The 21,397-nt window shown below is 52.5% G+C and carries 22 protein-coding genes; 9 read left to right on the forward strand and 13 right to left on the reverse strand.

Features of this window, described 5'->3' with window-relative positions:
• Positions 1-8 precede the first annotated feature (8 nt).
• Positions 9-1,193: a sulfate adenylyltransferase gene (sat, locus tag EL386_RS14795; RefSeq protein WP_126456990.1), complete on the reverse strand. Its 1,185-nt coding sequence runs from the start codon at positions 1,191-1,193 to the stop codon at positions 9-11.
• Positions 1,194-1,399: 206 nt separating this feature from the next.
• On the opposite strand from sat, the gene EL386_RS14800 reads away from it, so the two are divergent.
• On the forward strand, positions 1,400-2,614 hold the full coding sequence (locus EL386_RS14800; protein WP_126456991.1) for a multifunctional CCA addition/repair protein: 1,215 nt from the start codon (positions 1,400-1,402) through the stop codon (positions 2,612-2,614).
• On the opposite strand, the gene EL386_RS14805 is transcribed toward EL386_RS14800, so the two are convergent.
• The 4 genes from EL386_RS14805 to EL386_RS14820 are packed head-to-tail and all read right to left on the reverse strand — an operon-like array spanning position 2,611 to position 5,219.
• Entirely contained in the window at positions 2,611-2,811 is a 201-nt protein-coding gene (locus EL386_RS14805; protein ID WP_126456992.1) for a cysteine-rich CWC family protein, read from the reverse strand. The two genes, EL386_RS14800 and EL386_RS14805, sit on opposite strands and share 4 nt — an antisense overlap.
• Positions 2,801-3,205 carry a VanZ family protein gene (locus EL386_RS14810; RefSeq protein WP_126456993.1) on the reverse strand — a complete coding sequence of 135 codons (405 nt, stop codon included), beginning with the start codon at positions 3,203-3,205 and terminating at the stop codon, positions 2,801-2,803. The genes EL386_RS14805 and EL386_RS14810 overlap by 11 nt, the downstream gene beginning before the upstream one ends.
• A complete protein-coding gene (locus EL386_RS14815) occupies positions 3,205-4,002 on the reverse strand; it encodes an undecaprenyl-diphosphate phosphatase (RefSeq protein ID WP_126456994.1) in 798 nt (265 codons plus the stop codon). Before EL386_RS14815 ends, EL386_RS14810 begins: the two co-directional genes overlap by 1 nt.
• A gap of 23 nt (positions 4,003-4,025) precedes the next feature.
• Positions 4,026-5,219, reverse strand: a complete 1,194-nt coding sequence (locus EL386_RS14820) for a class I SAM-dependent methyltransferase (RefSeq protein ID WP_338057549.1) — start codon at positions 5,217-5,219, stop codon at positions 4,026-4,028.
• Positions 5,220-5,306: 87 nt separating this feature from the next.
• On the opposite strand from EL386_RS14820, the gene EL386_RS14825 reads away from it, so the two are divergent.
• The 3 genes from EL386_RS14825 to EL386_RS14835 all read left to right on the forward strand — a co-directional run bounded on the left by EL386_RS14825 (position 5,307) and on the right by EL386_RS14835 (position 8,366).
• The gene (locus tag EL386_RS14825) at positions 5,307-6,050 is read left to right on the forward strand and encodes a pteridine reductase (RefSeq protein WP_172597750.1); all 744 of its coding nucleotides are present in this window, start codon (positions 5,307-5,309) and stop codon (positions 6,048-6,050) included.
• Entirely contained in the window at positions 6,050-7,357 is a 1,308-nt protein-coding gene (locus EL386_RS14830) for a hypothetical protein (protein ID WP_126456995.1), read from the forward strand. The genes EL386_RS14825 and EL386_RS14830 overlap by 1 nt, the downstream gene beginning before the upstream one ends.
• 709 nt (positions 7,358-8,066) lie before the next feature.
• Positions 8,067-8,366 carry a hypothetical protein gene (locus EL386_RS14835; protein WP_126456996.1) on the forward strand — a complete coding sequence of 100 codons (300 nt, stop codon included), beginning with the start codon at positions 8,067-8,069 and terminating at the stop codon, positions 8,364-8,366.
• A gap of 268 nt (positions 8,367-8,634) precedes the next feature.
• On the opposite strand, the gene EL386_RS14840 is transcribed toward EL386_RS14835, so the two are convergent.
• Positions 8,635-9,450, reverse strand: coding sequence for an anti-sigma factor family protein (locus EL386_RS14840; protein WP_197722118.1), 816 nt, complete (start codon positions 9,448-9,450; stop codon positions 8,635-8,637).
• A complete protein-coding gene (locus EL386_RS14845; protein ID WP_172597751.1) occupies positions 9,447-10,028 on the reverse strand; it encodes a sigma-70 family RNA polymerase sigma factor in 582 nt (193 codons plus the stop codon). The genes EL386_RS14840 and EL386_RS14845 overlap by 4 nt, the downstream gene beginning before the upstream one ends.
• Positions 10,029-10,201: 173 nt before the next feature.
• Between EL386_RS14845 and EL386_RS14850 the strand changes: the two genes are divergently transcribed.
• Positions 10,202-11,458: a c-type cytochrome gene (locus tag EL386_RS14850; RefSeq protein ID WP_126456998.1), complete on the forward strand. Its 1,257-nt coding sequence runs from the start codon at positions 10,202-10,204 to the stop codon at positions 11,456-11,458.
• Between the two features lie 267 nt (positions 11,459-11,725).
• On the opposite strand, the gene EL386_RS14855 is transcribed toward EL386_RS14850, so the two are convergent.
• The 3 genes from EL386_RS14855 to folB all read right to left on the reverse strand — a co-directional run bounded on the left by EL386_RS14855 (position 11,726) and on the right by folB (position 14,430).
• Positions 11,726-13,168, reverse strand: a complete 1,443-nt coding sequence (locus tag EL386_RS14855) for a DUF4124 domain-containing protein (RefSeq protein ID WP_172597752.1) — start codon at positions 13,166-13,168, stop codon at positions 11,726-11,728.
• A gap of 420 nt (positions 13,169-13,588) precedes the next feature.
• Entirely contained in the window at positions 13,589-14,071 is a 483-nt protein-coding gene (gene folK, locus EL386_RS14860; protein ID WP_126457000.1) for a 2-amino-4-hydroxy-6-hydroxymethyldihydropteridine diphosphokinase, read from the reverse strand.
• Between the two features lie 2 nt (positions 14,072-14,073).
• On the reverse strand, positions 14,074-14,430 hold the full coding sequence (gene folB, locus EL386_RS14865) for a dihydroneopterin aldolase (protein ID WP_126457001.1): 357 nt from the start codon (positions 14,428-14,430) through the stop codon (positions 14,074-14,076).
• 100 nt (positions 14,431-14,530) lie between these two features.
• On the opposite strand from folB, the gene plsY reads away from it, so the two are divergent.
• On the forward strand, positions 14,531-15,136 hold the full coding sequence (gene plsY, locus EL386_RS14870; RefSeq protein WP_126457002.1) for a glycerol-3-phosphate 1-O-acyltransferase PlsY: 606 nt from the start codon (positions 14,531-14,533) through the stop codon (positions 15,134-15,136).
• 9 nt (positions 15,137-15,145) lie between these two features.
• Here plsY and EL386_RS14875 read toward each other — a convergent pair whose 3' ends face one another.
• The 3 genes from EL386_RS14875 to tsaD all read right to left on the reverse strand — a co-directional run bounded on the left by EL386_RS14875 (position 15,146) and on the right by tsaD (position 18,401).
• On the reverse strand, positions 15,146-16,645 hold the full coding sequence (locus EL386_RS14875) for a methyl-accepting chemotaxis protein (protein ID WP_172597753.1): 1,500 nt from the start codon (positions 16,643-16,645) through the stop codon (positions 15,146-15,148).
• Between the two features lie 25 nt (positions 16,646-16,670).
• Positions 16,671-17,309, reverse strand: coding sequence for a DUF6436 domain-containing protein (locus EL386_RS14880; RefSeq protein WP_126457004.1), 639 nt, complete (start codon positions 17,307-17,309; stop codon positions 16,671-16,673).
• A gap of 69 nt (positions 17,310-17,378) precedes the next feature.
• Positions 17,379-18,401 carry a tRNA (adenosine(37)-N6)-threonylcarbamoyltransferase complex transferase subunit TsaD gene (gene tsaD / locus EL386_RS14885; protein WP_126457005.1) on the reverse strand — a complete coding sequence of 341 codons (1,023 nt, stop codon included), beginning with the start codon at positions 18,399-18,401 and terminating at the stop codon, positions 17,379-17,381.
• A 174-nt stretch (positions 18,402-18,575) separates the two neighbouring features.
• On the opposite strand from tsaD, the gene rpsU reads away from it, so the two are divergent.
• The 3 genes from rpsU to dnaG all read left to right on the forward strand — a co-directional run bounded on the left by rpsU (position 18,576) and on the right by dnaG (position 21,272).
• The gene (rpsU, locus tag EL386_RS14890) at positions 18,576-18,791 is read left to right on the forward strand and encodes a 30S ribosomal protein S21 (protein ID WP_126457006.1); all 216 of its coding nucleotides are present in this window, start codon (positions 18,576-18,578) and stop codon (positions 18,789-18,791) included.
• A 54-nt stretch (positions 18,792-18,845) separates the two neighbouring features.
• Positions 18,846-19,292: a GatB/YqeY domain-containing protein gene (locus EL386_RS14895; RefSeq protein WP_126457007.1), complete on the forward strand. Its 447-nt coding sequence runs from the start codon at positions 18,846-18,848 to the stop codon at positions 19,290-19,292.
• A gap of 204 nt (positions 19,293-19,496) precedes the next feature.
• Positions 19,497-21,272 (forward strand): DNA primase, encoded by a 1,776-nt coding sequence (gene dnaG, locus EL386_RS14900; RefSeq protein ID WP_126457008.1) that lies wholly within the window; start codon positions 19,497-19,499, stop codon positions 21,270-21,272.
• The last annotated feature ends 125 nt before the right edge of the window (positions 21,273-21,397 follow it).

The raw sequence follows: 21,397 nt of genomic DNA on the forward strand, positions 1-21,397 counted from the left end.
ACGAGCTTCTATAGACTTTGGTAGTAATCGATCAGGATCTTGGCGACTTCCGGGCGTGAGAATTCCTTCGGCGGGGCTTCACCGTTACCGAGCATTTCACGTACCTTGGTGCCTGACAGCAGCACGAAGTCTTCCTTCTCGTGGTCCGGGGCCTCGCACATCATCACCACCTTGTTCAGCTTCTTCGACCAGGCGGTGTGATCGGCCTTGAAGATCTCTATCGCCATGGCACCGGCCGGGACTTCCTCTTCAAAGATGGTCTGCGCATCGAAGGCACCGTAGTAGTCGCCGACACCGGCATGGTCACGACCAATAATAAAGTGTGTGGCACCCATGTTCTGGCGGAAGTAGGCATGCAGCACGGCCTCACGCGGGCCGGCATAGAGCATGTCAAAACCGTAACCGGTGACCATGGCGCTGTTCGGCGGGAAGTACAACTCAACCATCTTACGAATGGCGGCATCACGCACCGGCGCCGGGATATCACCCGGCTTCAGCTTACCAAGCAGCATGTGAATGACGAGGCCGTCACAACCGAGGCGATCCATGGCCATGTGGCAGAGTTCTTCGTGAGCCAGGTGCATCGGGTTACGCGTCTGGAAGGCCACGATCTTCTTCCAGCCACGCTCCATGATCTCGTTACGGATCTCGACGGCGGTACGGAAGGTATCCGGGAATTCCTCGATAAAGTAACTGAAGTTCAGGACCTTTATCGGACCGGAGATGGCAAAACGGCCGACGCTGTTGAATGCCGCTACGCCCGGGTGTTCCACATCATCGGTGCGGTAGACCTTATCGGTCATGACCTTCATCTGCGCATCGCTAACCTCTTCGATGGCCTCGACGTCCTGGATGGCGATCACCGGGTTACCGTCAACGTTCGGGTCACGCAGGGCGATACGCTTGGCGCCCTTGATGGCAGCGATGTCTTCAACCAGGTTCAGCACCGGCACCGGGAAGAACTTGCCATCGGTGGTCTTCATGTTTTCGGCACAACCCATGGCATCGGCCACGTTCATGTAACCTGTCAGCGGGGTAAAATAACCACCGCCCATCATCACCGCATTACCGGCGGCGGCAGAGCTGATGACCACTGATGGCAGACCTTCGGCCTCTTTGCTCAGCGCTTCGTGTTCATTAGTATCGTAAACGAACAAAGGCATGAGTTCGTCGGCACCAATAGGCTTGATCATGGGGTTTCTCCTGATATTTTCTTAATATAGTATTCGGCGCGTGCGGGGCGCATAGGCACCTACACCACACGGGGATGCCTGTTGTACAACAGGATCGACCCGTGTTTCAAACAAAATTACGCTGATACGCGGGTTTACGAGATTTATAATGCCGCTATCATGCTGGCCTGACAGGCACATAGCCCGCTGCGTGGTATTCTGAACACATGAAAATTTATCTGGTTGGCGGCGCGGTCCGTGACAAATTACTCGGCCTCGAGCCCAAAGAACGCGACTGGGTCGTGGTCGGTGCCAGCCCCGAGGAGCTGCTTGCCCTGGGTTATACCCCGGTCGGCAAGGACTTCCCCGTATTCCTGCACCCCGAAACCAAAGAGGAATACGCCCTGGCGCGCACCGAGCGCAAGACCGCGCCGGGTTATACCGGCTTTACCTTTCACGCCGCGCCTGATGTCACGCTTGAGGAAGACCTCGCCCGCCGTGACCTGACCATCAACGCCATCGCCGAGGACACCAACGGTAAACTCATCGACCCCTTCAATGGCCGCCAGGACATTGAAGCAGGCATGCTGCGGCATGTCTCGGCGGCCTTTGTCGAAGACCCGGTGCGCATCCTGCGCTGCGCCCGTTTCGCCGCCCGCTTTGCCCGATTCGGCTTCAAGGTGGCGCACGGCACCAACGCCCTGATGCGCAAAATGGTCGAGAATGGCGAGGTCGATGCCCTGGTTGCCGAGCGTGTCTGGAAGGAGTTCGAAACGGCCCTCAAGGAAGACCGGCCGACGGCCTTCTTCAAGGTGCTGCGCGGCTGCGGCGCACTCGCCAGGCTGTTTCCCGAGATCGATGCCCTGTACGGCGTGCCACAACCGGAACAGCATCACCCCGAGATCGATACCGGTGTGCACGTCATGATGGTCCTCGATCAGGCGACGCAACTGACCACCGACCCGCGCATCCGCTTTGCCGCGCTGACCCATGACCTCGGCAAGGGCGCCACACCTAAAGAAGAATGGCCGCAGCATATCGGCCACGAGGCGAGCAGCGTCAAACTCGTCCACGAGATGTGCGATCGTCTGCGTATCCCCAACGACTATCGTGACATCGCCGCGCTGATGGCCGAGTACCACACCCACTGCCACCGTGCCTTCGAGATCAAACCGGCCACGCTGTTAAAGGTGCTCGAGGCCCTCGATGCCTTTCGCCGTGAAGAACGTCTGGAGATGTACCTGACTGCCTGTCTTGCCGATGCCCGCGGCTGCAAGGACCGAGAAGACCTCGACTACCCCCAGGCGGACCGCTTTCGCGCTGCCTTTGTCGCGGCCAGGGCCATCACCGCCAGGACCTTCGTCGAACAGGGCCTCAAGGGTGAGGCGATCAGCAAGGCCCTGCGCGAGGCGCGCATCGAGGCGATTGCCGCACTCGATTAACCCCGGCCCGCATCAATCTCATCACGCAAGGCCTGCAGACAGGCGGCACACAGACAGCCCTGATAACGCCCCCGGATAAGCCGGCGTTGCGCCTCGTTCAGCTCGACCGTACGGCACTGACAGGTAGCAATCGCCTCTGGCCTGCAAGGAAAGTGGCGCTGACAACGCGGGCAGGTCTGCTGTGTGTTAACGGCCATGCGACCGGAGAATGATGCCTTCCAGATAGAGCAATAGTGTCTCGAGTCGGCCACGCATCAACAGCCCCGCGACCAGCACGCCGGAACCATTGGCCAGCATATCGGCCCATTCAAAGCTGCGTTCATTGACGAGTAATTGTGCGAACTCCAGCAACACCCCCATCATGGCAAAAATATATAACTGCCTTTGTCGAATACTCGCACGCAGGTATAGCTGCGCAAACCAGGCCGTGACCCCAAAGTAACCCGAGAAGTGCAAGACCTTGTCGGAGAATCGGCCGGGTACAATGACAGGGTGCGGACTTAGGCTGGAGTAGATGATAAACACCCACATCGCGGCACCGATTAACCACCATAAGGTAAACAGGCGTAGCGGTTGTCTTTGTTCCAACATTAATAAAAAACGATGAGCAAGGCGATACCAAGGACAAGGCGATAGACCACAAACGGCCACATCCCCATGCGGTTGATAAATGTCAGGAACAGGTGAATACACAGGTAGGCAGCCAGTGCCGACAGGGCGGTGCCGATAACCAATGCCCGCCAGTCCGGTGCAATATCAGCCTGCACCAGCTTCACGGTCTCCAGCCCGCCCGATAACACAATCACGGGAATGGATAATAAAAACGAAAAGCGTGCCGCGGCATCACGTGTCAGGCCCAGCATCAGACCGGCGGTCATGGTAATGCCGGAACGCGAGGTCCCGGGTATCAGGGCCAGCGCCTGGGCGAGGCCCACAAACAGGACATTCCCCGCCGTCAGGGTGTGTTCATTGCGTGTACGTCGACCTTGCCAGTCGGCCCAGCCCAACAACACACCAAAGCCGATCGTGGTCACGGCGATCACCAGCGGTGAACGCAATTGCGTGGCGATAAAGTCATGGAACAACAGGCCACAGAGGCCGACCGGGATCGTCCCCAGCAATACCGCCCAGGCCAGGCGACTCTCACCGATGTGCGTACGGGTATAAACGGAGCCAAGCCAGTCACGGCTCATGGCGCTGAGTTGCTTGCGAAAATACGCCACCACGGCCGTCAGGGTGCCGACATGCACGGCGACATCAAAGGCCAGGCCCTGGTCGGCCCAGCCACTGAGCAGGGGGGCGAGGATCAAGTGTGCCGAGCTTGAGATGGGTAAAAATTCAGTCAGGCCCTGGATCAGGGCAAGGATAATGATCTGTTCTATCAACATACTTTTATTCTCATGCCCTTATTCTATAGCCGTGCACGCTGATCCTGAAAGGAGAAACCACTCAGGGCGCCATTCACAGACTGGCCCAGCCCCTTGCCAAAGGCGATCGCCTTGAATAACTCGCCCATCTCCGAGGGCAAGACGAGTTGCTTGATCTGCTGCGCCGCCTGCAGGACATCGCCGGCCTGCGCGACACGCTGTTCGATACCCAATGACAACAACAGGTGCGCCTGCGTCGTAAAACCCAGCACCTCCAGGTCACAGGCCTGGGCGGTCTCGGCCAGGGCGGTGAAATCGACATGTGCGGTGATGTCCTGCAGACCCACTAGTATCAGCGGGTCAGGATGGGCACGATGCCGATAATGACACATGAGGGTGCCGCCGGTGCGTTGCGGGTGATAAAACTCGTGCGCCGGGAAGCCATAATCAACAAACAGGATCAGCCCCTGCTGCATAACCTCACTGATACTCTTGAGCCAACCCAGGGCCGCGAGGTTGAGCTCGGACTCGTAACCCTCGGCAAACGGCTCACCCCGTTGTGCCTCGATGTGTCTTACCGCACCGAGCAAGGCCTTGCCTGCCGGCCGGCCCTGATAGGCAAAACCCTCACCTTGCAGCACGACATGAAGTTCACGCACCTCGCCATTCTCAATACGAAAGCGCGCTACCGGCATGGCATCGAGTAATTCATTCCCCAGCACCACACCGCGAAAACCGGGCAGGGGCAAGGCATCCAGCCACTCTACCTTCTCTAGTAAGTGCGGGACTTTAGCTTGCAGGGTTTGCTGTTGCCGTTGACGTAACTCGCCACTAAGTTCGAGAATAAAATAGTGCTCCGGCAACTGCCCCAGCCGTTCCAGCTCGGCGAGGATATCCGCGGCCATGACCCCGGAACCGGCACCGGCTTCCAACACATCGGCCCGCCCCAACGCGGCCAGCACCTGGGCACACTGCACGGCCAGGGACTGTGAAAACAGCGCCGAGATCTCCGGTGCCGTAGTGAAATCCCCTTCCCGGCCGAACTTGTGCAGACCGCCGCTGTAATACCCCAGCCCCGGGGCATACAGGGCCAGCTCCATAAAGCGGGCAAAGGGGATACTGCCCGCCTGCGCCTGTATTTCTGCCTTTATATACGTTTGTAGCCGCTCACTGTGTGCGGCGGCCTCGGGGCCAGGCGCGGGCAAGGCAGATTTGTTTTCATTCGGTGCATGCATCATCAGGAGTTTTTGCGCTACAGTTAGACTTCGATTAGACAGCTTTAAAGGATCCTCGTGGAGCATAATACACCGTCGGCAAACGATACAATGTCCTCCCTGAATGGCAAGGTCGCCCTCATCACCGGGGCCGCCCATCGCATTGGTGCCACCATCACGCGCATGCTGCACGCCGAGGGCATGAATATCATCGTCCACTACCGCTCCTCGCGTGAGTCTGCACAGGCCCTGCAGGAAGAACTCAATGCCAAGCGGGAAAACTCCATTGTCCTGATCCAGGCCGACCTGCACGAGACCGCCAAGATCACCGAGATGGTCCGCGAGGCCATCAAGGCCTGGGGCCGGCTTGATGTCGTGGTCAACAATGCCTCGAGCTTTTACCCGGCCCCGGTCGGCAAGATCGACGAGAGGGTCTGGGATGACCTCATTGGCAGCAACCTCAAGGCCCCGCTGTTTCTCTCGCAGGCCGCCGCGCCGCACCTGAAGGCCAACCATGGCTGCATCGTCAACATCGTCGACATCCACGCCGAACGGCCACTGAAGAACCACACCGTCTACAGCGTCGCCAAGGCCGGGCTGGTCATGCTCACCAAGTCACTCGCCCGCGAACTAGGCCCCGAGGTGCGTGTCAACGCCGTCGCCCCCGGCGCCATCCTCTGGCCGGAAAGCGACATCGACGACTTCACCAAGAAACGCATCATCTCCGGCACCGCCCTCAAGCGTCAGGGTGAACCGAAAGACATCGCCCGTGCGGTGAGGTTTTTGATCAAACATGCGGATTATATGAGTGGGCAGGTGCTCACCGTGGACGGTGGGCGCACTTTGACGAATTGATGAATGACAAGGAAGTTACTATAGCTAACCGCATTCTGGTTGACTGTGCCTCGGCACTGCTCTCGATATTGTTCTGGATCTATCTACTCGACTATTTACGCAGCAATGATCTTATTGGGCCTGATATCAGGATTCTTATTGGGTTGGTAATTATTAGCGTACTGACAATTGATAGGCTTTACGTAAGACTCAAGGGTGCTACTAAAGTGAGTGACAAAACAGAAAAAACATTATGCACGCCTGCCGGAGTAGCAATATTTGAATACACGAATCATCTTTTATTTGATGAATCATGTGATGGCTTCTTGATTTTCGAGAAGGTGGCGGGTCTACATATTTTTCGAATATTGAGAGATGAACAGAAAGTAGTAAAGTTTTATCACTCGTCACCTAGTTGTGGTACGAGAGTCGCATCTATTGATCTTAATAATGTAGAAGAATCAGATTCAATAAACATTAGAATTAAGTGGAATGTTGATGAAATTTGCTTATTTATTAGGCCAGAAAAAGAAGGTGATAAAAGAGAATTTACTATTGCTAAAGGAGTTATCTCAGACATATCACTCCTCTCTGATAAAAGCGGTGTTATTTATACCGTAAATAGCTCGGCAGGAGTCAGTAGTATAACTATTTATCAAAATGGAAAACCAGTTTTAATTCCAACTTCTCTTGAAGCATGGGAATCAACTATTAAAGCAATAGAGCCTCTCACTATAGATAACACTGAAAAAGAACATACACATGAAGTTCTAATAGCAAATATGATATTGGTTATGTTAGTCACTGGTTTTGAGGCATATTTTAAAAGAAGATTTCTTGAGCTGGAGAAGGAAGGTGTTCTACCCAATACAAGACAACTCATTAGTGCTTTTTACTCAAAAAAAGAGATTGATAGTGGAATTGTTGAGATACTAGAAGCCGAAGCAGATGAATTAAGCATTTCGTTATTAGAGCTCATTATTAATAAGAGAGTAGTGAATTTTCAAAATATGGATATATGCAAAAAAGCATATAACAAATCATATGGTGTTGTATTTGGAGATCTTGAGTTAAGTGGGAATATAATCTCTGAGGTGCAAATGTATATCAAACATAGGCATAGAATTATTCATTTTTCACCCAATGAAAGCACAATAAATCATGAAGAATTTTGCACGGGTGCCGAACCAATTTTCTCTAGTACTAAAACAGCTAAAGCGGCAATGTGTATTTTTGATGAATTTATAAAGGTATTACATAAATCCACGATCGAAAAAATGAGGCAACAGGGAAAGTTAGATGCTGCTAATACACTTGAATCAAGGTAATCAAAGAGTCAGAGCACTGGATTGAACTGGTTTTCAATCCCCTACGATGCAGCCGAGCCGCGCAGGAAATTTCCGGAAGGTCACGCGCAGTCGACCCCGTTTGTAGGCGCGACTGGAAGTCGCAGTAAGCCGTTAAGCAAACGGGAGGAGTTCTGCGTGTGCCGGAAATTTCTGAGCAGTGAGGGGATTTCTTTATTCAGTGATAACTGAATAAACAAGCAAATCGCGGGGCGTGCTGGTCTCAAAGCATCCCTTCGGGCTTCATTATGAGTACCCTACAACACTTCCAGTGTCGTCAGGGCATCTTTTGGTGCCTTTTCTTTGGGCGAACAAAGAAAAGACACACGCGCCGTGCCGGCGTGGAAAAAACAGCTGCCTTTAATAAGATTAAAAGCTCTTGGTGCGCAAAGCACACCCTACTATTAAAATCTAAAACTAAAATTCAAGATCCACTGCCCATAACTCCTGAACCCCCTTATTAAACCGCCCCTACATCTCGATAAAGGTCTCACCCGTAATCGGATACACCACCTAATACGGCCTAAGATTTTTTACAGACTATTTTCTCAATTCTTCTTCAGCTTAATAAGCAACAGAAATTTTTTCTGTATTAAATAACAATATCAGGAATAAAGTTAATAGTGGCAACGCCTTGGCATTCACAGGGGCTTTAATATCAATGTCCCATATAACCATCCGGAGAAATAATATGAATACTAATAAATTACTACACACTACCTGTGTTGCAATACTTGGCCTTAGCCTTTCAAGTGTGCAAGCTTATGCGGGTGATGTATTGTTCACCACTGATGATGATGATGACGCTATCGCAAACATTGGTGTAGATTTTGATTCTTTACCTCATACCAGCACTCTCACTATCATTCATCCAGATGATGACGCTAACGCAAATGTTGGCGAAGACCTGGAGTCATTGCCCCACACCAATACATTGTCTATTGCTCATCCTGATGATGAGGAGGAGCTTACAAATACCAGTGCTGGTTAAGAACGTCTAAAACCAAGATGCTCATAATAAAATACGTATAGCATTACTAACGGCGACTAATAGACATAATCTATTAGTCGCCGTTTTCAATTAAAAAGCCTGATAATTCTTCTACTTTCTCGCCAGCTTAGCCAAGTTAATCCCTAGATTCTGATGCTGCACAGCTTTGCATCAGCAAATAATAAGCAGCCTGATACTGAATAGAACATTATTTAGTATCAGGCTTTATCTTTATAAAAAAATCGTATTTATATAACTAAGTGAAGAGTTAAAAGTCTATCTTATCTGGCGTAGGTAGTGACGCAGTTGGCCCTACAACCAGCACCCCTGTATCGCTAAGCGGGAATGCGAGCACATCTACTTTTTTATTACTATGTTTATAGTTTCCAGAATCAGCAATAGCTTGACGGACTACCGGGTTGCGAAATAAAACTGTTTCATTTATCTGATACTGAAACACAATATTTTGACCGCTACGTATAGCAAATACTTGTGCCGGCTCACCTGCCACGTTAGTTGTCCATGTCGCTAGCGTTCGCGCATCAGGCCAAAGAGCGGGGGCTTCAAGGCCGGAATCTTTACTTGAAACTGGAAATGCCATGTTACTCATTTTATGATATTCAGCTAGCGCATCGTTAATCATTGGGATGCCGCTACTTGGTGACTGCCACGATGATGGTAACAGCATAACGAGAGCGAACGCCATTGCAACAGCCCAGCCACTAGCGCCAAAGAGCGATTGTGGGCTAATTTGATTTAACCAATTTTTTAATACAAAGAAACCATCAGTCCATGTATGACGCCCACAAGAATGCGATTCGGGTGATTCTTCTAACTGCATGGTTTCTATACGCTGCTGAAGCGATGATGGCATCCTTGCAGGTGTAATTGACTCAAGACGTTGACTCAACACTTGCTGCCGAGACAAATCACGCCGGCACTCTTCACAACCCGCCAAATGTGCCTCAATAATTAATGTGTCTTGAGCATCGAGTTCATTATCAGCGTAGCCCGCCAATAAGTCTTGCAAGCTTTCGTGCAGCTTGACCCATTTCATCATGGAATTATCTGATTGGCTGTTCATCGTTTTTTTCTCACATCAATACTCATTATGTCTGCTGACTTTTCTTTGTTTTCCAACTCTAGCAAAGCAGAAGCCAACATTCTTCGTCCACGTGACAAGCGGCTCATTACCGTTCCTTTTGGAATCTCAAGGATATACGCGACTTCAAGGTAAGATAGCCCTTCAAGATCACGCAGTAATACTGCCTGGCGAAATTCTTCAGGCAAATTTTGCACAGCGGTCATAAGCTGATCATTAGTTTGTTGATTAACTGTTTTTTCAAAGGGTCCCGGTGCTGAACACGGATGTTCGTTCAAGTATTTATCCTCAACGGTTAACACCGGTGCAAGTTGATGACGACGCTTCTCTTTGCGCACATCATCCGCAGCCACATGATCAAGAATTTTCAGTAACCAGGCATAAACGGTTATGTCTTCTGATAGTTGGCTAAAATCTCGCCAGGCACGTAATAGTGCTTCTTGTACCCAATCTTCGGCGATATGAGAATCATTGGTTTGTCTCAGTGCAGCACCGAATAACCTACCCGCCCACGGATGGGTTAACGTCTGAAAGTGCTTTTGCCTGCTTGATAAGGTCATTCTAGTTCCTAAGTGATACATCCTTACCCAAGCAAGGCGTTACCAAATCGAATTTTATTCCCGCAAACAGTATTTTAATTAATTTGGGGAATAAATGTCTTTTTCATCACGCCTTGGTAGCCACCGCGGCATTGAGTTTTTACTCAGTCAATAAATATATAAGGAAAAAATACATGAAAAACAAACTATTAGGCTACTGCCTTGTTTCAATTTTGTCCACATCCGCCAGTTCAAGTGCCCTTGCAGGCGGTGACCCAATAAACGGCAAAGTTAAGGCCGACAGTTGCATTGGCTGCCATGGCGCTAATGGAATATCTGACAACCCACTATTCCCTAATTTAGCGGGACAAAAAGAGCTTTACCTTATTAAGCAACTCAAGGCATTCAAAAATGGTTCACGCATCGACCCTACGATGAATGCGATGGTTACTGCATTAAAAGATGACGACATCCATGACCTGAGCGCCTACTTTGCTAGCCTTGCGCCTACATCAGCACATGTTAAGAAATCAGCCGCTAATAAAGCTAAAGTGGCTAAAGCAACAAGTAACGAATTTCCAGAAACTGTTTATATCTCAATGAAAAAAAGTGCAACGGTAGAAGAGTTCCCTAGTGAAAACACATGGGACGGTGGCCCAAACATGCTGTACACCGCCGTGACACCTGATGGCAAACGTGTACTTTCTACTAGCCCATCTAGCAATATGCTATATGTATTCGATGCATTAACAGGTAAACAGATAGCAATCATCCCTGTCGGCAAGGCGCCGAAAGGTGTCAAGGTTATGCCTAATGGCTTATTTGCTTACGTTAGTAACCAAGACTCTGCCAACATTAGTGTCGTCAATTTAGATAGCCTTAGCGTTGTTGATACTATTCAGGTTGAAAAAGGCCCACATAATGCTCGCTTCACTGATGATGGAAAACTCGCGTACGTTACTTTACAAGGTGGTGCCGGTATTGCTGTTGTTGATACTGCCTCACGCAAAATGATTCGAGTGATCCCTGTCCCCGGTATTACTGGCCCGCACAACCTGGATCTTTCAGCAGATGAAAAAACAGCCTATGTTCGCGATTTCGTTCATCATGTTGCAGTACTAAATTTGGACAGTGGTGAAGTCAACAAAGTAATTAAAGTTGGCAACGGCCACGGTGGCATTGATACTGCACCAAATGGCCGCTTTGTCGCGACCGCCGCTATTGGTGATGACTTTATTTCAGTGATTGATACAAATTCACTTAAGGTCACCAATGTTAAGGTTGGTAATGGTCCACACGGTATAAGAGCCAGTAAAGATAGCCAGTGGATCTACGTCACTGTTGCTAAAGACAATATAGTTGCTGTCATCAACACTAATACGATGACTGTAGAGAAGAATATTGAAGTTGGAAAATTTCCTTTCTGGGTTGCGGTCCAGGGAAATCCATAATACTTTTAACTAGTAATTAAATAGTGCTAACATCTGCATTAAATCTTGCATTTGTTAGCACTTTTTAATCAAGAAATATCATATTCTTTAAGTTATGAAGCTGGCTCAGCGAGGTATCCTGCACCCGTAACATTTTGTGCCAGCACGTTTACATCAACATTACCGAAGCAATTAGAAATAGGCACCAGAGAGCAATTGTTTCTAATATTAGAAATAATTGCTCTCTGGTACGGTTTTATTTAGGTCAGTCCAGTCGGTACACGGACTTCAGTTTTGTTTATTCTGTTGTTGCATTTCATTATCGGCCGCTACCATGCGCTCGAAGAAGCGATGCAATTCGGCGCGCTCGATTTTGACCAGGCCTCCGCGATCGCTGCCACCATTGTGATAGCCATAAGCCGTCACCCAGATATTGTTTTTATCGACCATAATATCAGAGACAATATAACCCGGTAATCCTTCTGCCTCGTCAAGCGAGTAGGCAAGCTGACTCTTCTTGTCATAGATTACCAGCGCACGTTGCTGACCGATGAGAATAAAATTATCGACTGCTGCAATCTTCACACCACCGAGTTCAATGCCATTTCGGCTTTTCTTAACAACCTGCCAGCGGCCGGCGTTATGGTTAATAAAACTTAAGCCACGTTCTTCTTCCCAGTGTGTAACCCAGACATTTTTATCTTCACTGGCAGTAATGCCATGACAATAAGAATGGGCCAGTCCATCAGCAGTAGTGAATTGACGGCCGCGCTTGGTGAGTGGGTGCATCATGGCAACCCCACCGCCCTTGAATCCCTTAGTGCGTCTATGATTACCCGTGTACGTCATCCATACATGACCACGATGATGCAATATGTGGCTCGGATTATAGCCCATCGCATCGCTGTTTTCTGGCGTAAAACTACCACCAGCCCTGACTTGATGAATGGTCAGTCGGGTTTTTTCGTAGTGATTCTTCTCCGCATCAAACCAGTACTGCCCGCCGCCGCCAAGGCTGTTTTTACCTGTCCAGTTAAGCACCTTCAGAAACAGACGATCGCCATCTGTGGCAATATCGTAGGCCGTATCACCAGGCAGACCGTTTTTACGGTTATACAAATACCACTCTTCGGTTTTGGTATTGAATTCAAGCAGACCAATATCCGAGGCAAACCATAGTGAATCGCGCCGGCCTTCAATGTGTAGCAGGCGTGCCTTTGGCAGCAACGGCGGCAGTAAACGATACACACTCATGGAAAAAGGCTTGAATAGATCACCTTTAACAATGTTGGCGGTGACGTTTTTGGCTTTACCAGTACTCTGGTTAAAAAGCCCCTTCGGATAATCGCCGAGGTGTGAGTCAGGGACTACATTAGGTTTGATATCTTTTGAAATGTCTTCGGCTTTAGGCGAGGCTTTTTCATCATCACCAAAATGCACACGTCCCTGTTCATCAACCCAGCGATAGATACCTTCAGCACAGCTCAAAGAGCTATACAAAACCAGGGCCATGAGAATGATAGAACGACGAGGCATAATCATATTAAATTTATTGTAGCGCATTTTGCGGAAATAGGTACCAGAGGGCAATTGTTTATAAAGTGAATAGGGATCAAAAGGGTCAGAGTACTTGATTGGACAGGTTTTCAATCCCCTTCGATGCAGCCGAGCCGCGCAGGAAATTTCCGGATGGTTGCCCTGAACCTTTGGGACAAAGGTTAGGGTACTCATAATGAAGCCCGAAGGGGTTTTGTGAGCCAGCGCGCAGTCGACCCCGTTTGTAGGCGCGACCAGAGGGAGCATTAGCCGTTAAGCAAATACGTGAGTTCTGCGTGTGCCGGAAATTTCTGAGCAGTGAGGGAACTTGTTTATTCAGTGATAACTGAATAAACAAGCAAATCGCGGGGCGTGCTGGTCTCAAAGAATCCCTTCGGGCTTCATTATGAGTACCCTACAACACTTCCAGTGTCGTCAGGGCATCTTTTGGTTACTTTCTTTGTACGAGCAAAGAAAGTAACACGCGCCCGGTGGGCGTGTAAGGAACAATTGTCATTAAAAATTCAAAAAGCTCTTAAGAATAAAGAGCACTAAAAGAAAAACCTATTACCCCCTCACCCTAGCCCTCTCCCCTTGCGGGAAAGGGGAAAAAATCTAAAACTCAATATCCGTCGCCCACAGATTCTGATCCCCCTTATCAAACCTCTCCCACATCTCAATAAACGTATCACCACTCACCGGATGCCGCATATCCGGCGCCAGTTCACTCAGGGGCAACAACACAAAGGCATAGGTCTCGATCTCATTGCGCGGCAGGTTCATGCCCTCATCGATCAGGTCATCGTAAAGCAGCATGTCGATATCGAGGGTTCGTGCCATAAACCTGTCCGCATCGCGGCGACGCCCATGTGCATCTTCGATATCATCCATGAGTTCACTAATCACCTCGACACTTTCCTCGGCGGTGAAGGCCACCACCAGGTTCAGAAAGTTATCGCCCTGAAAACCGACTGCCTCGCTTTCATAGACCGTTGATACCACCAGGTCGGAATAGAGTTCACGCAAGGTAGTGATCGCCGAGCGAATATTTTCTTCGGCGTCGATATTACTGCCGAGACTGAGAAAGACACGTGCCATGATTAGCCCTTGTCACCACGTTCGATGATCACACCGACATCACGGGCGCCACGCACGGCGCCCTGCTTGTTGATACGTACCCGCACCCACGGTACGGGAAATTCACCGAGGATGATCCCGGCGATTCGTTCGGCGAGGGTCTCGACGAGCTGGAACTCGGCGGCCTCGACAAAGGCAATAATCCGTTTTGCCACCGATTTGTAATCCAGGGTGTCATCGATGTGGTCACTGGCGGCGGCCTTGCGGATGTCGGAGCCCATATCGAGGTCGATGACCACGTCCTGGCGGATGCGGCGCTCCCAGTCGAAAATGCCGATAACGGTATCGACCTTGAGGTTGTGCAGAAAAATAATATCCATGGGTACTTACTTTACTGAATCTCTAAACATGCGCGCACTGTAGCATAAATCATTAATCTGCGGGCTTGACCCGCGAGTCCTCAGCGTTTCAAATAGCCCCATGCAAATACTCGACTACAGCCTCATCCTCGCCGGTTATCTGTTTGGTTCGGTTTCCAGCGCCATTATTATCTGCAAGCTCATGCGCCTGCCCGACCCGCGCACCCAGGGTTCGAACAACCCCGGCGCCACCAATGTCTTGCGCTTTGGCGGCAAAAAGGCCGCGGCGATCGTGCTGCTTGGCGATATGGCCAAGGGTGTGATCCCGATACTGGTCGCGCGACTGGCCGGTGCCGATGCACTGGTACTGGCTGTCGTCGGCTTCGCCGCCTTTATCGGCCATCTGTATCCGGTATTTTTCGGCTTTCGTGGCGGCAAGGGGGTGGCGACGGCCTTTGGCGTGTTTGCCACTTTAAACTGGCAGGTGGGCCTGGCCCTGATCGGTACCTGGTTGCTCATAGCCAAGGTCTTCAAGATCTCGTCCCTGGCGGCACTCACCGCCGCTGTGCTGACACCGCTTTACCTCTGGTGGCTAAGTGGTGAGCAATACTGGGTGAGTATGAGCATCATCATGAGCGCGATCCTGATCTGGCGCCACCGCAGCAACATTCAGAAGTTGCTCAGCGGCAAGGAAGACAGCATCGGCACGGATGTCGACGAGAGTTAAGTCTCGCTTTTACAAATTGAAACGGTGCAACTGGTTATGCAGCCGGTCGGCATCCGCTTCAAGCTCATTACTGGATGCGGCTGAACGCGCGACATGCTCTGCAGCCTGTTGACTGAGGCTGCTGATGCTCACCACATTTTTGTTAATTTCTTCCGCGACATGTGACTGTTGTTCTGCGGCACTGGCAATCTGGATGTTCATGTCATTGATCAGGGCAATGGCACTGGCAATTTCGTTAAGTGATTTACCGGCTTCACCGGCCTTGTTCACGCTTTCTTGAGCCTGTTCACGCCCCTGCTCCATGACCTTCACCGCATCATGTGCGCCACTTTGTAACTGCTCGATGATTTGTTGAATTTCTTCGGTCGACTCCTGGGTGCGTCCGGCCAGGGTACGCACCTCGTCGGCGACCACAGCAAAACCTCGTCCCTGTTCGCCTGCACGCGCAGCCTCGATCGCGGCATTCAGGGCCAACAGATTGGTTTGGTCGGCGATACTCTTGATCACTTCCAGGACCACCCCGATCTTGTCACTTTGTTGTTCAAGGCGATCGATCACACTGGCCGCCTCTTCAACACGCGTCGCGAGGGTCTCAATGGTCTTAATGGTGCCGCCAACGACCTGCTTGGCCGATTCACCGGCTTCGTCGGCATCACGAGTACCTTGCGCCGCCTCGCTGGCATTACGCGCAACTTCCTGCACCGTTGCCGTCATCTCATTAATAGCGGCTGCCAGCAGATCGGTTTGCTGGCTTTGTTCCTGCATGCTCTGGTTGGCCATGGAACTCAGGTTCTGCATTTCTGCCGTATTGGTGGCAAGGTGATCGGTTGCCGTCTTTGCATCCCGCATGGCATCGTGAATGGCCTGAATGAAGCTATTGAAGTCCACGGCAAAGCGGCTTTGCGGATCTTGCTTGCGGTAGGCGAGGTCGATACGGCCGTCGACAACCACAAGGTGCTTGCCGATCTCGAGCAACTCGACTGACTGCACCAGCTCGCTACGTAATTTAACCGCCAGATAAATCAACACGCCCGTCTCGAAGACAACATAGGCGGCGTGGATAATTACCATATTGAAACCGGCACCCGCCGTAAAAACAAAGACCGGGTAGCCGCCCTGCTGCATGAAGAAGAACGCAACATGATGGACGGCAATCACAGCGGCCGCCGTCAGTACCGGGACCCAGTCACGGTAATACAAGAGGAAGGCCAGCAGCACAAAAATGCCGAAGTGCATTTCGATCATGCCGTGTGCCTGGTGAATATGCAGTGCGCTGAACACCATGAATGCCGCGGCATGCGCGGCGCGTGACAGGCGCGTGCCACCATATAGGTAGGTCAGGATCGTCGGCACGGCTGCAGAGGACAGGCCGATGACAAGCGCCTCGGTCCATGTGTCATACCAACCGGCAAGGCCCAGGCTGAAAACAAACAATAACCATTGCACAGCGCTCATTAACTTGTCGCCCTGCACACCATACTGTCTTAGCGCTTCATTCTGTGTATTCATCGTCATTCTCTTTATCTAAAAGCCATTACACATTGCCGCTTCGCTGCCAGGGGCAAAAACAACCCGTTGCAAGGGTGTTCACCTGTTGCGGGTTATTACCCTGCAATAATTTATTCAACGTGCCTTCAACAAAATCACCATTCCCTACCGAGCAGACCGCACCAATACTGTAAGGCCCGAAATAGGCCAGTTTTCCCCTGGCGTCTGTCACTGCCACCGCCGGGCTGGATGGCGGCATGCCCTGTTGCGGCCATGCCGTGCGCACCTCGACCACGGCCGCGTGCGGAAAGGCCTTATGCGCCTCAGCTTGCAGGCGTTGCGGGTCATGTCCCGGACGAGCCCGTACCACGACCAGAAACTCAACCAGCCGGTTGCCGTACTCTTCCATGAGGTTATTGACGTGTACCTGATTAAAGCGGTTGCAGGCACACGCCGGGTCCCAGAAATGCACCACCCTCGCCTTTGCATGGGTCTGCATCAGCGGCGGCAGGTGACGGGCAAGCTCGGTACCGGTAAAAAATTCGGTACGGGTTAATTCACTGGCATCAAAGGCGCGCAGACTGCGTAACTGGAACCACCAAAAGGCCGTGAGCATTGCCACAAACCAAAGGATCGCCAGGCCCCACGCCGGGTAACGCCGCCACGCCCGCTTGCCAGTATTCATCTCGGACACCGCTAATCCCGCTGCAAACCGTATAAGCGTTATCGGCAGTCCAGGGAAAAGATTTAATTTCTATAGTGGGGTTGGCTGTTGCAGGGTTTCCAGTGACCAGCGCGGCTGGGCACCGAAGCCCTCGCCACCTCGCTCACCCGCCTGCAGGCGCAGGTAGCCGGCATAGGCGATCATCGCGCCGTTATCGGTGCAGAACTCCAGGCGCGGGTAAAACACCTCGGCCTGTTCCGCCTTCACCAGGGCCTGCATGCGTGCACGCAAGGCGGTGTTGGCACTGACGCCACCGGCCAGTACCAGCCGTTTCACACCGTTCTCGCGCAGGGCACGGCGGCACTTGATGGCCAGGGTATCGACCACAGCATCCTGGAAGGCGCGGGCAATATCGGCCTTGGCCTGTTGGTCCTGTGCGCTGGTTTGCCAGGTATTGAGGGCGAAGGTCTTCAGGCCACTGAAACTGAAGTCCAGGCCGGGGCGATCGGTCATCGGCCGCGGAAATTTGTACTTGTCGGGGTTGCCCTCGGCGGCGAGTGTTTGCACTGCCGGGCCGCCCGGGTAGCCGAGGTCCAGCAGTTTGGCGGTCTTGTCGAAGGCCTCACCAACGGCATCATCAAGGGTATCGCCAAGGATCTGGTACTGGCCGACACCCTCAACCTGCACCAGCATGCTGTGGCCACCGGAGACCAGCAGGGCGATAAACGGGAAGGCGGGCGGGTTGTCCTCGAGCATGGGGGCCAGCAGGTGGCCCTCCATGTGGTGCACGCCGACATGCGGCACCCCCCAGCTCCAGGCCAGCGTGCGGCCAACCGCCGCCCCGACCAGCAAGGCCCCGACCAGCCCCGGGCCCTCGGTATAGGCCACGGCGTCAATCTCGGCGCGTCTTAGCCCGGCCCTGGCCATGACCTCGTCGAGCAGGGGCACGATCTTGCGGACATGGTCGCGCGAGGCCAGTTCCGGCACGACCCCGCCGTAATCGGCATGCAGTTCGACCTGACTATATAAGGTGTGCGCGAGCAGGCCCCGGTCGCTGTCGTAAACAGCCACGCCGGTCTCATCACAGGAGGTTTCGATGCCTAAAACACGCATAATGGGCCGCATTCTAACAGACAGCCGCTGACCCGCACGGCCTGAGAACAAAAAGTGCCGGATAATTTTGCATTTTGGGGCAGAAATCATTAAGATCTCGCACCCTCGGCAGTCGGTTTCGCACCGGTTGCAGGGATACCCGGGTATAAGGACTTAATTTTTAAGGTTTAATCAATGCCATCAGTTAAAGTTAGAGAGAACGAACCCTTCGACGTAGCACTGCGTCGCTTCAAGCGCTCCTGCGAAAAGGCCGGCACCCTTGCCGAAGTCCGTCGCCGTGAAGCCTATGAGAAGCCAACAAGCGTGCGTAAGCGTAAGGCTGCTGCGGCAGTAAAGCGCAACCAGAAGAAGGTTTCGCGCCAGATCCAGCACCGCGTTCGCCTGTACTAATACAGGATTTGGCTGCGGGCCTGAGCGTGTGTCAGTCCTGTCAAACCAATACGAATGAGCGACCTCAAAGAGCAGATCACGTCGGCCATGAAGACCGCGATGCGCGAGAAAGACAAGCCGCGTCTCGGTACTATTCGCCTCATGCAAGCGGCTATCCAGCAGATCGAAGTCGATGAGCGCAAACAGCTCAACGATGCCGAGACCCTGGCCGTGCTCGACAAGATGCTCAAGCAACGCCGTGAGAGCATCAAGCAGTATGCGGCCGCCAATCGCCAGGACCTGCTTGAGCAAGAGCAGTATGAAGTCGGTGTGATCCAGACCTTCATGCCCGCCCAGCTCGAAGAGGCCGAGATCGACAGCATTATCGCCGCGGCGATCACCGAGACCGGTGCGACCTCCATGAAAGATATGGGCAAGGTCATGGGCATTATTCGCCCCAAGCTGCAGGGTCGTGCCGATATGGGTGCGGTCAGCGGCAAACTCAAAGCCCGGCTCGGCTAACTACTGCTCCAAGCTGCCTCGAACCATCGGAGATGGTTGAGGTACTCACAATGAACCCGTAGGGTTCTGTGAGCATCAACTTTCAACCTAGCCAGTAATATTTTCTTTGCTTGGCATACAAATAATCACTTTTCTTTACAATCTGTGTCCAATTGCACACAAGTTATACTGACTGACATGGCAACTCGGCTTACACTCTAGGTTATGGGCGGGAAGATTCCACAGGGTTTTATCGATGACTTACTCGGTCGCATCGACATCGTCGATGTCATCGACACACGCGTGCCATTGAAAAAGAAGGGCAAGGACTTCATGGCCTGTTGCCCCTTTCACACTGAAAAGAGCCCGTCTTTCAGCGTCAGCCAGGACAAACAGTTTTATTATTGCTTCGGTTGCGGTGCCTCCGGCAGCGCGCTCGGCTTTCTCATGGACTATGAGCATATGGGCTTTGTCGAGGCCATCGAGTCCCTCGCGGCCACGGCCGGCATCGACGTACCACGTGAAGAAGGCGACAACGACACGCCACGACAAAACTACCAGCCACTCTACGATGTGCTAGATGCCTCCTCCAAATTTTACCGTGACCAGTTGCGCAGCCACCCGCAGGCGCAGCGCGCCATTGACTACCTGAAGAATCGTGGCCTGAGCGGCGACATCGTCACCGCCTTCGGCATTGGCCTTGCCCCACCCGGCTGGGACAACCTGATCAAGCACATCGGCGATGATGCCGCGAAACAGGACAGCCTGACGGCCTCGGGCATGGTCATCGACAAGGGCGACAAGCGCTATGACCGCTTTAGGGATCGCATCATGATCCCCATACTCGATCGTCGTGGCCGTTGCATCGCCTTTGGCGGCCGCGTGCTCGAGCCGGACGAAAAAGGCGCCAAGTACCTGAACTCACCCGAGACGCCCATCTTCCACAAGGGCCGCGAACTCTATGGCCTCTATCAGGCCCGCAAGGCCCTGCGTGATATCCCGCGCCTGCTCGTCGTTGAAGGCTATATGGATGTGATCGCCCTGGCGCAATACGGCATCCGCTACGCCGTGGCCACACTCGGCACCGCGACTACCGCCGAACACCTCGAACAGGTGTTCCGCACCGCGCCCGAGGTGGTGTTCTGCTTTGATGGCGACCGCGCCGGCCGGGCCGCTGCCTGGCGGGCCCTGGAAAATGCCCTGCCGGTGATCCGTGAGGGCCGTGAGGCCAAGTTCCTGTTCCTGCCCGAGGGCGAAGACCCGGATACCTATGTGCGCCAGCATGGCCGCGAGGGGCTGGAGAAAAAGATCGCTGAGGCCAAACCTTTTTCCCGTTTTCTGCTTGAAAATCTCTCTGCACAGGCCGATATACACAGCATTGATGGTCGCGCCAAGCTGGTCGAACTGGCGCGGCCCCTGTTTGCCAAGCTCAGCGCCGGTGTCTACCGTGACATGCTCGTGACAGAACTGGCGCGCATTGCCGATATGGATGCCGACCGCCTGACCTCACACCTGTTCAACCAGCGTACCGGGGTGGTCGAACCACCCACCCGGCGTCCGCAACGCCAGGCTGCCGTGGCACGGCCGGGCAATAGCCTGGTCACCCGTGCTATCCGTTGCCTGTTGCAGCAACCCGCACTGGGCAGTGTGGGCGGGGATGCCAAACGCCTGCTCGCCGCCGGGGAACCGGGCGTGGCCTTTTTGGTCGAATTGCTTGAATTATTGCAGGCCAAGCCGCATTTAAATACCGCAGCGGTTATTGAACACTGGCGCGACCAGCCGATTGCGCAACGCCTGCAGGCCCTGGCCGCCCCCGATATCGCACTGGCCGACGCAGGGGCGCTGGAAACGGAATTTCTACACACCCTGGCCCGTCTGGATGAACAGGCCGCGCGGCGGCAGAAAATGGCACATATTGAGAACGTGAAATCAAAACGATTTGACGAGCTCACCGAGGATGAGAAAAAAGCATTCAGAAATCAGATAGTTAATGATTCCTGAAAGATGGACGATCACAGACTACACTGTGTAAAACGTCCGTATTTGGACTATAATAGTTCGTTTAATATCGCCCGGTTTACCGGGTAGTGGTAAGACACACGTACTTTTACAAGGCATATCGACAT

Origin of the sequence: Sulfuriflexus mobilis (genome assembly GCF_003967195.1) — a bacterium.
Taxonomy (GTDB): Bacteria; Pseudomonadota; Gammaproteobacteria; order AKS1; family AKS1; genus Sulfuriflexus; species Sulfuriflexus mobilis.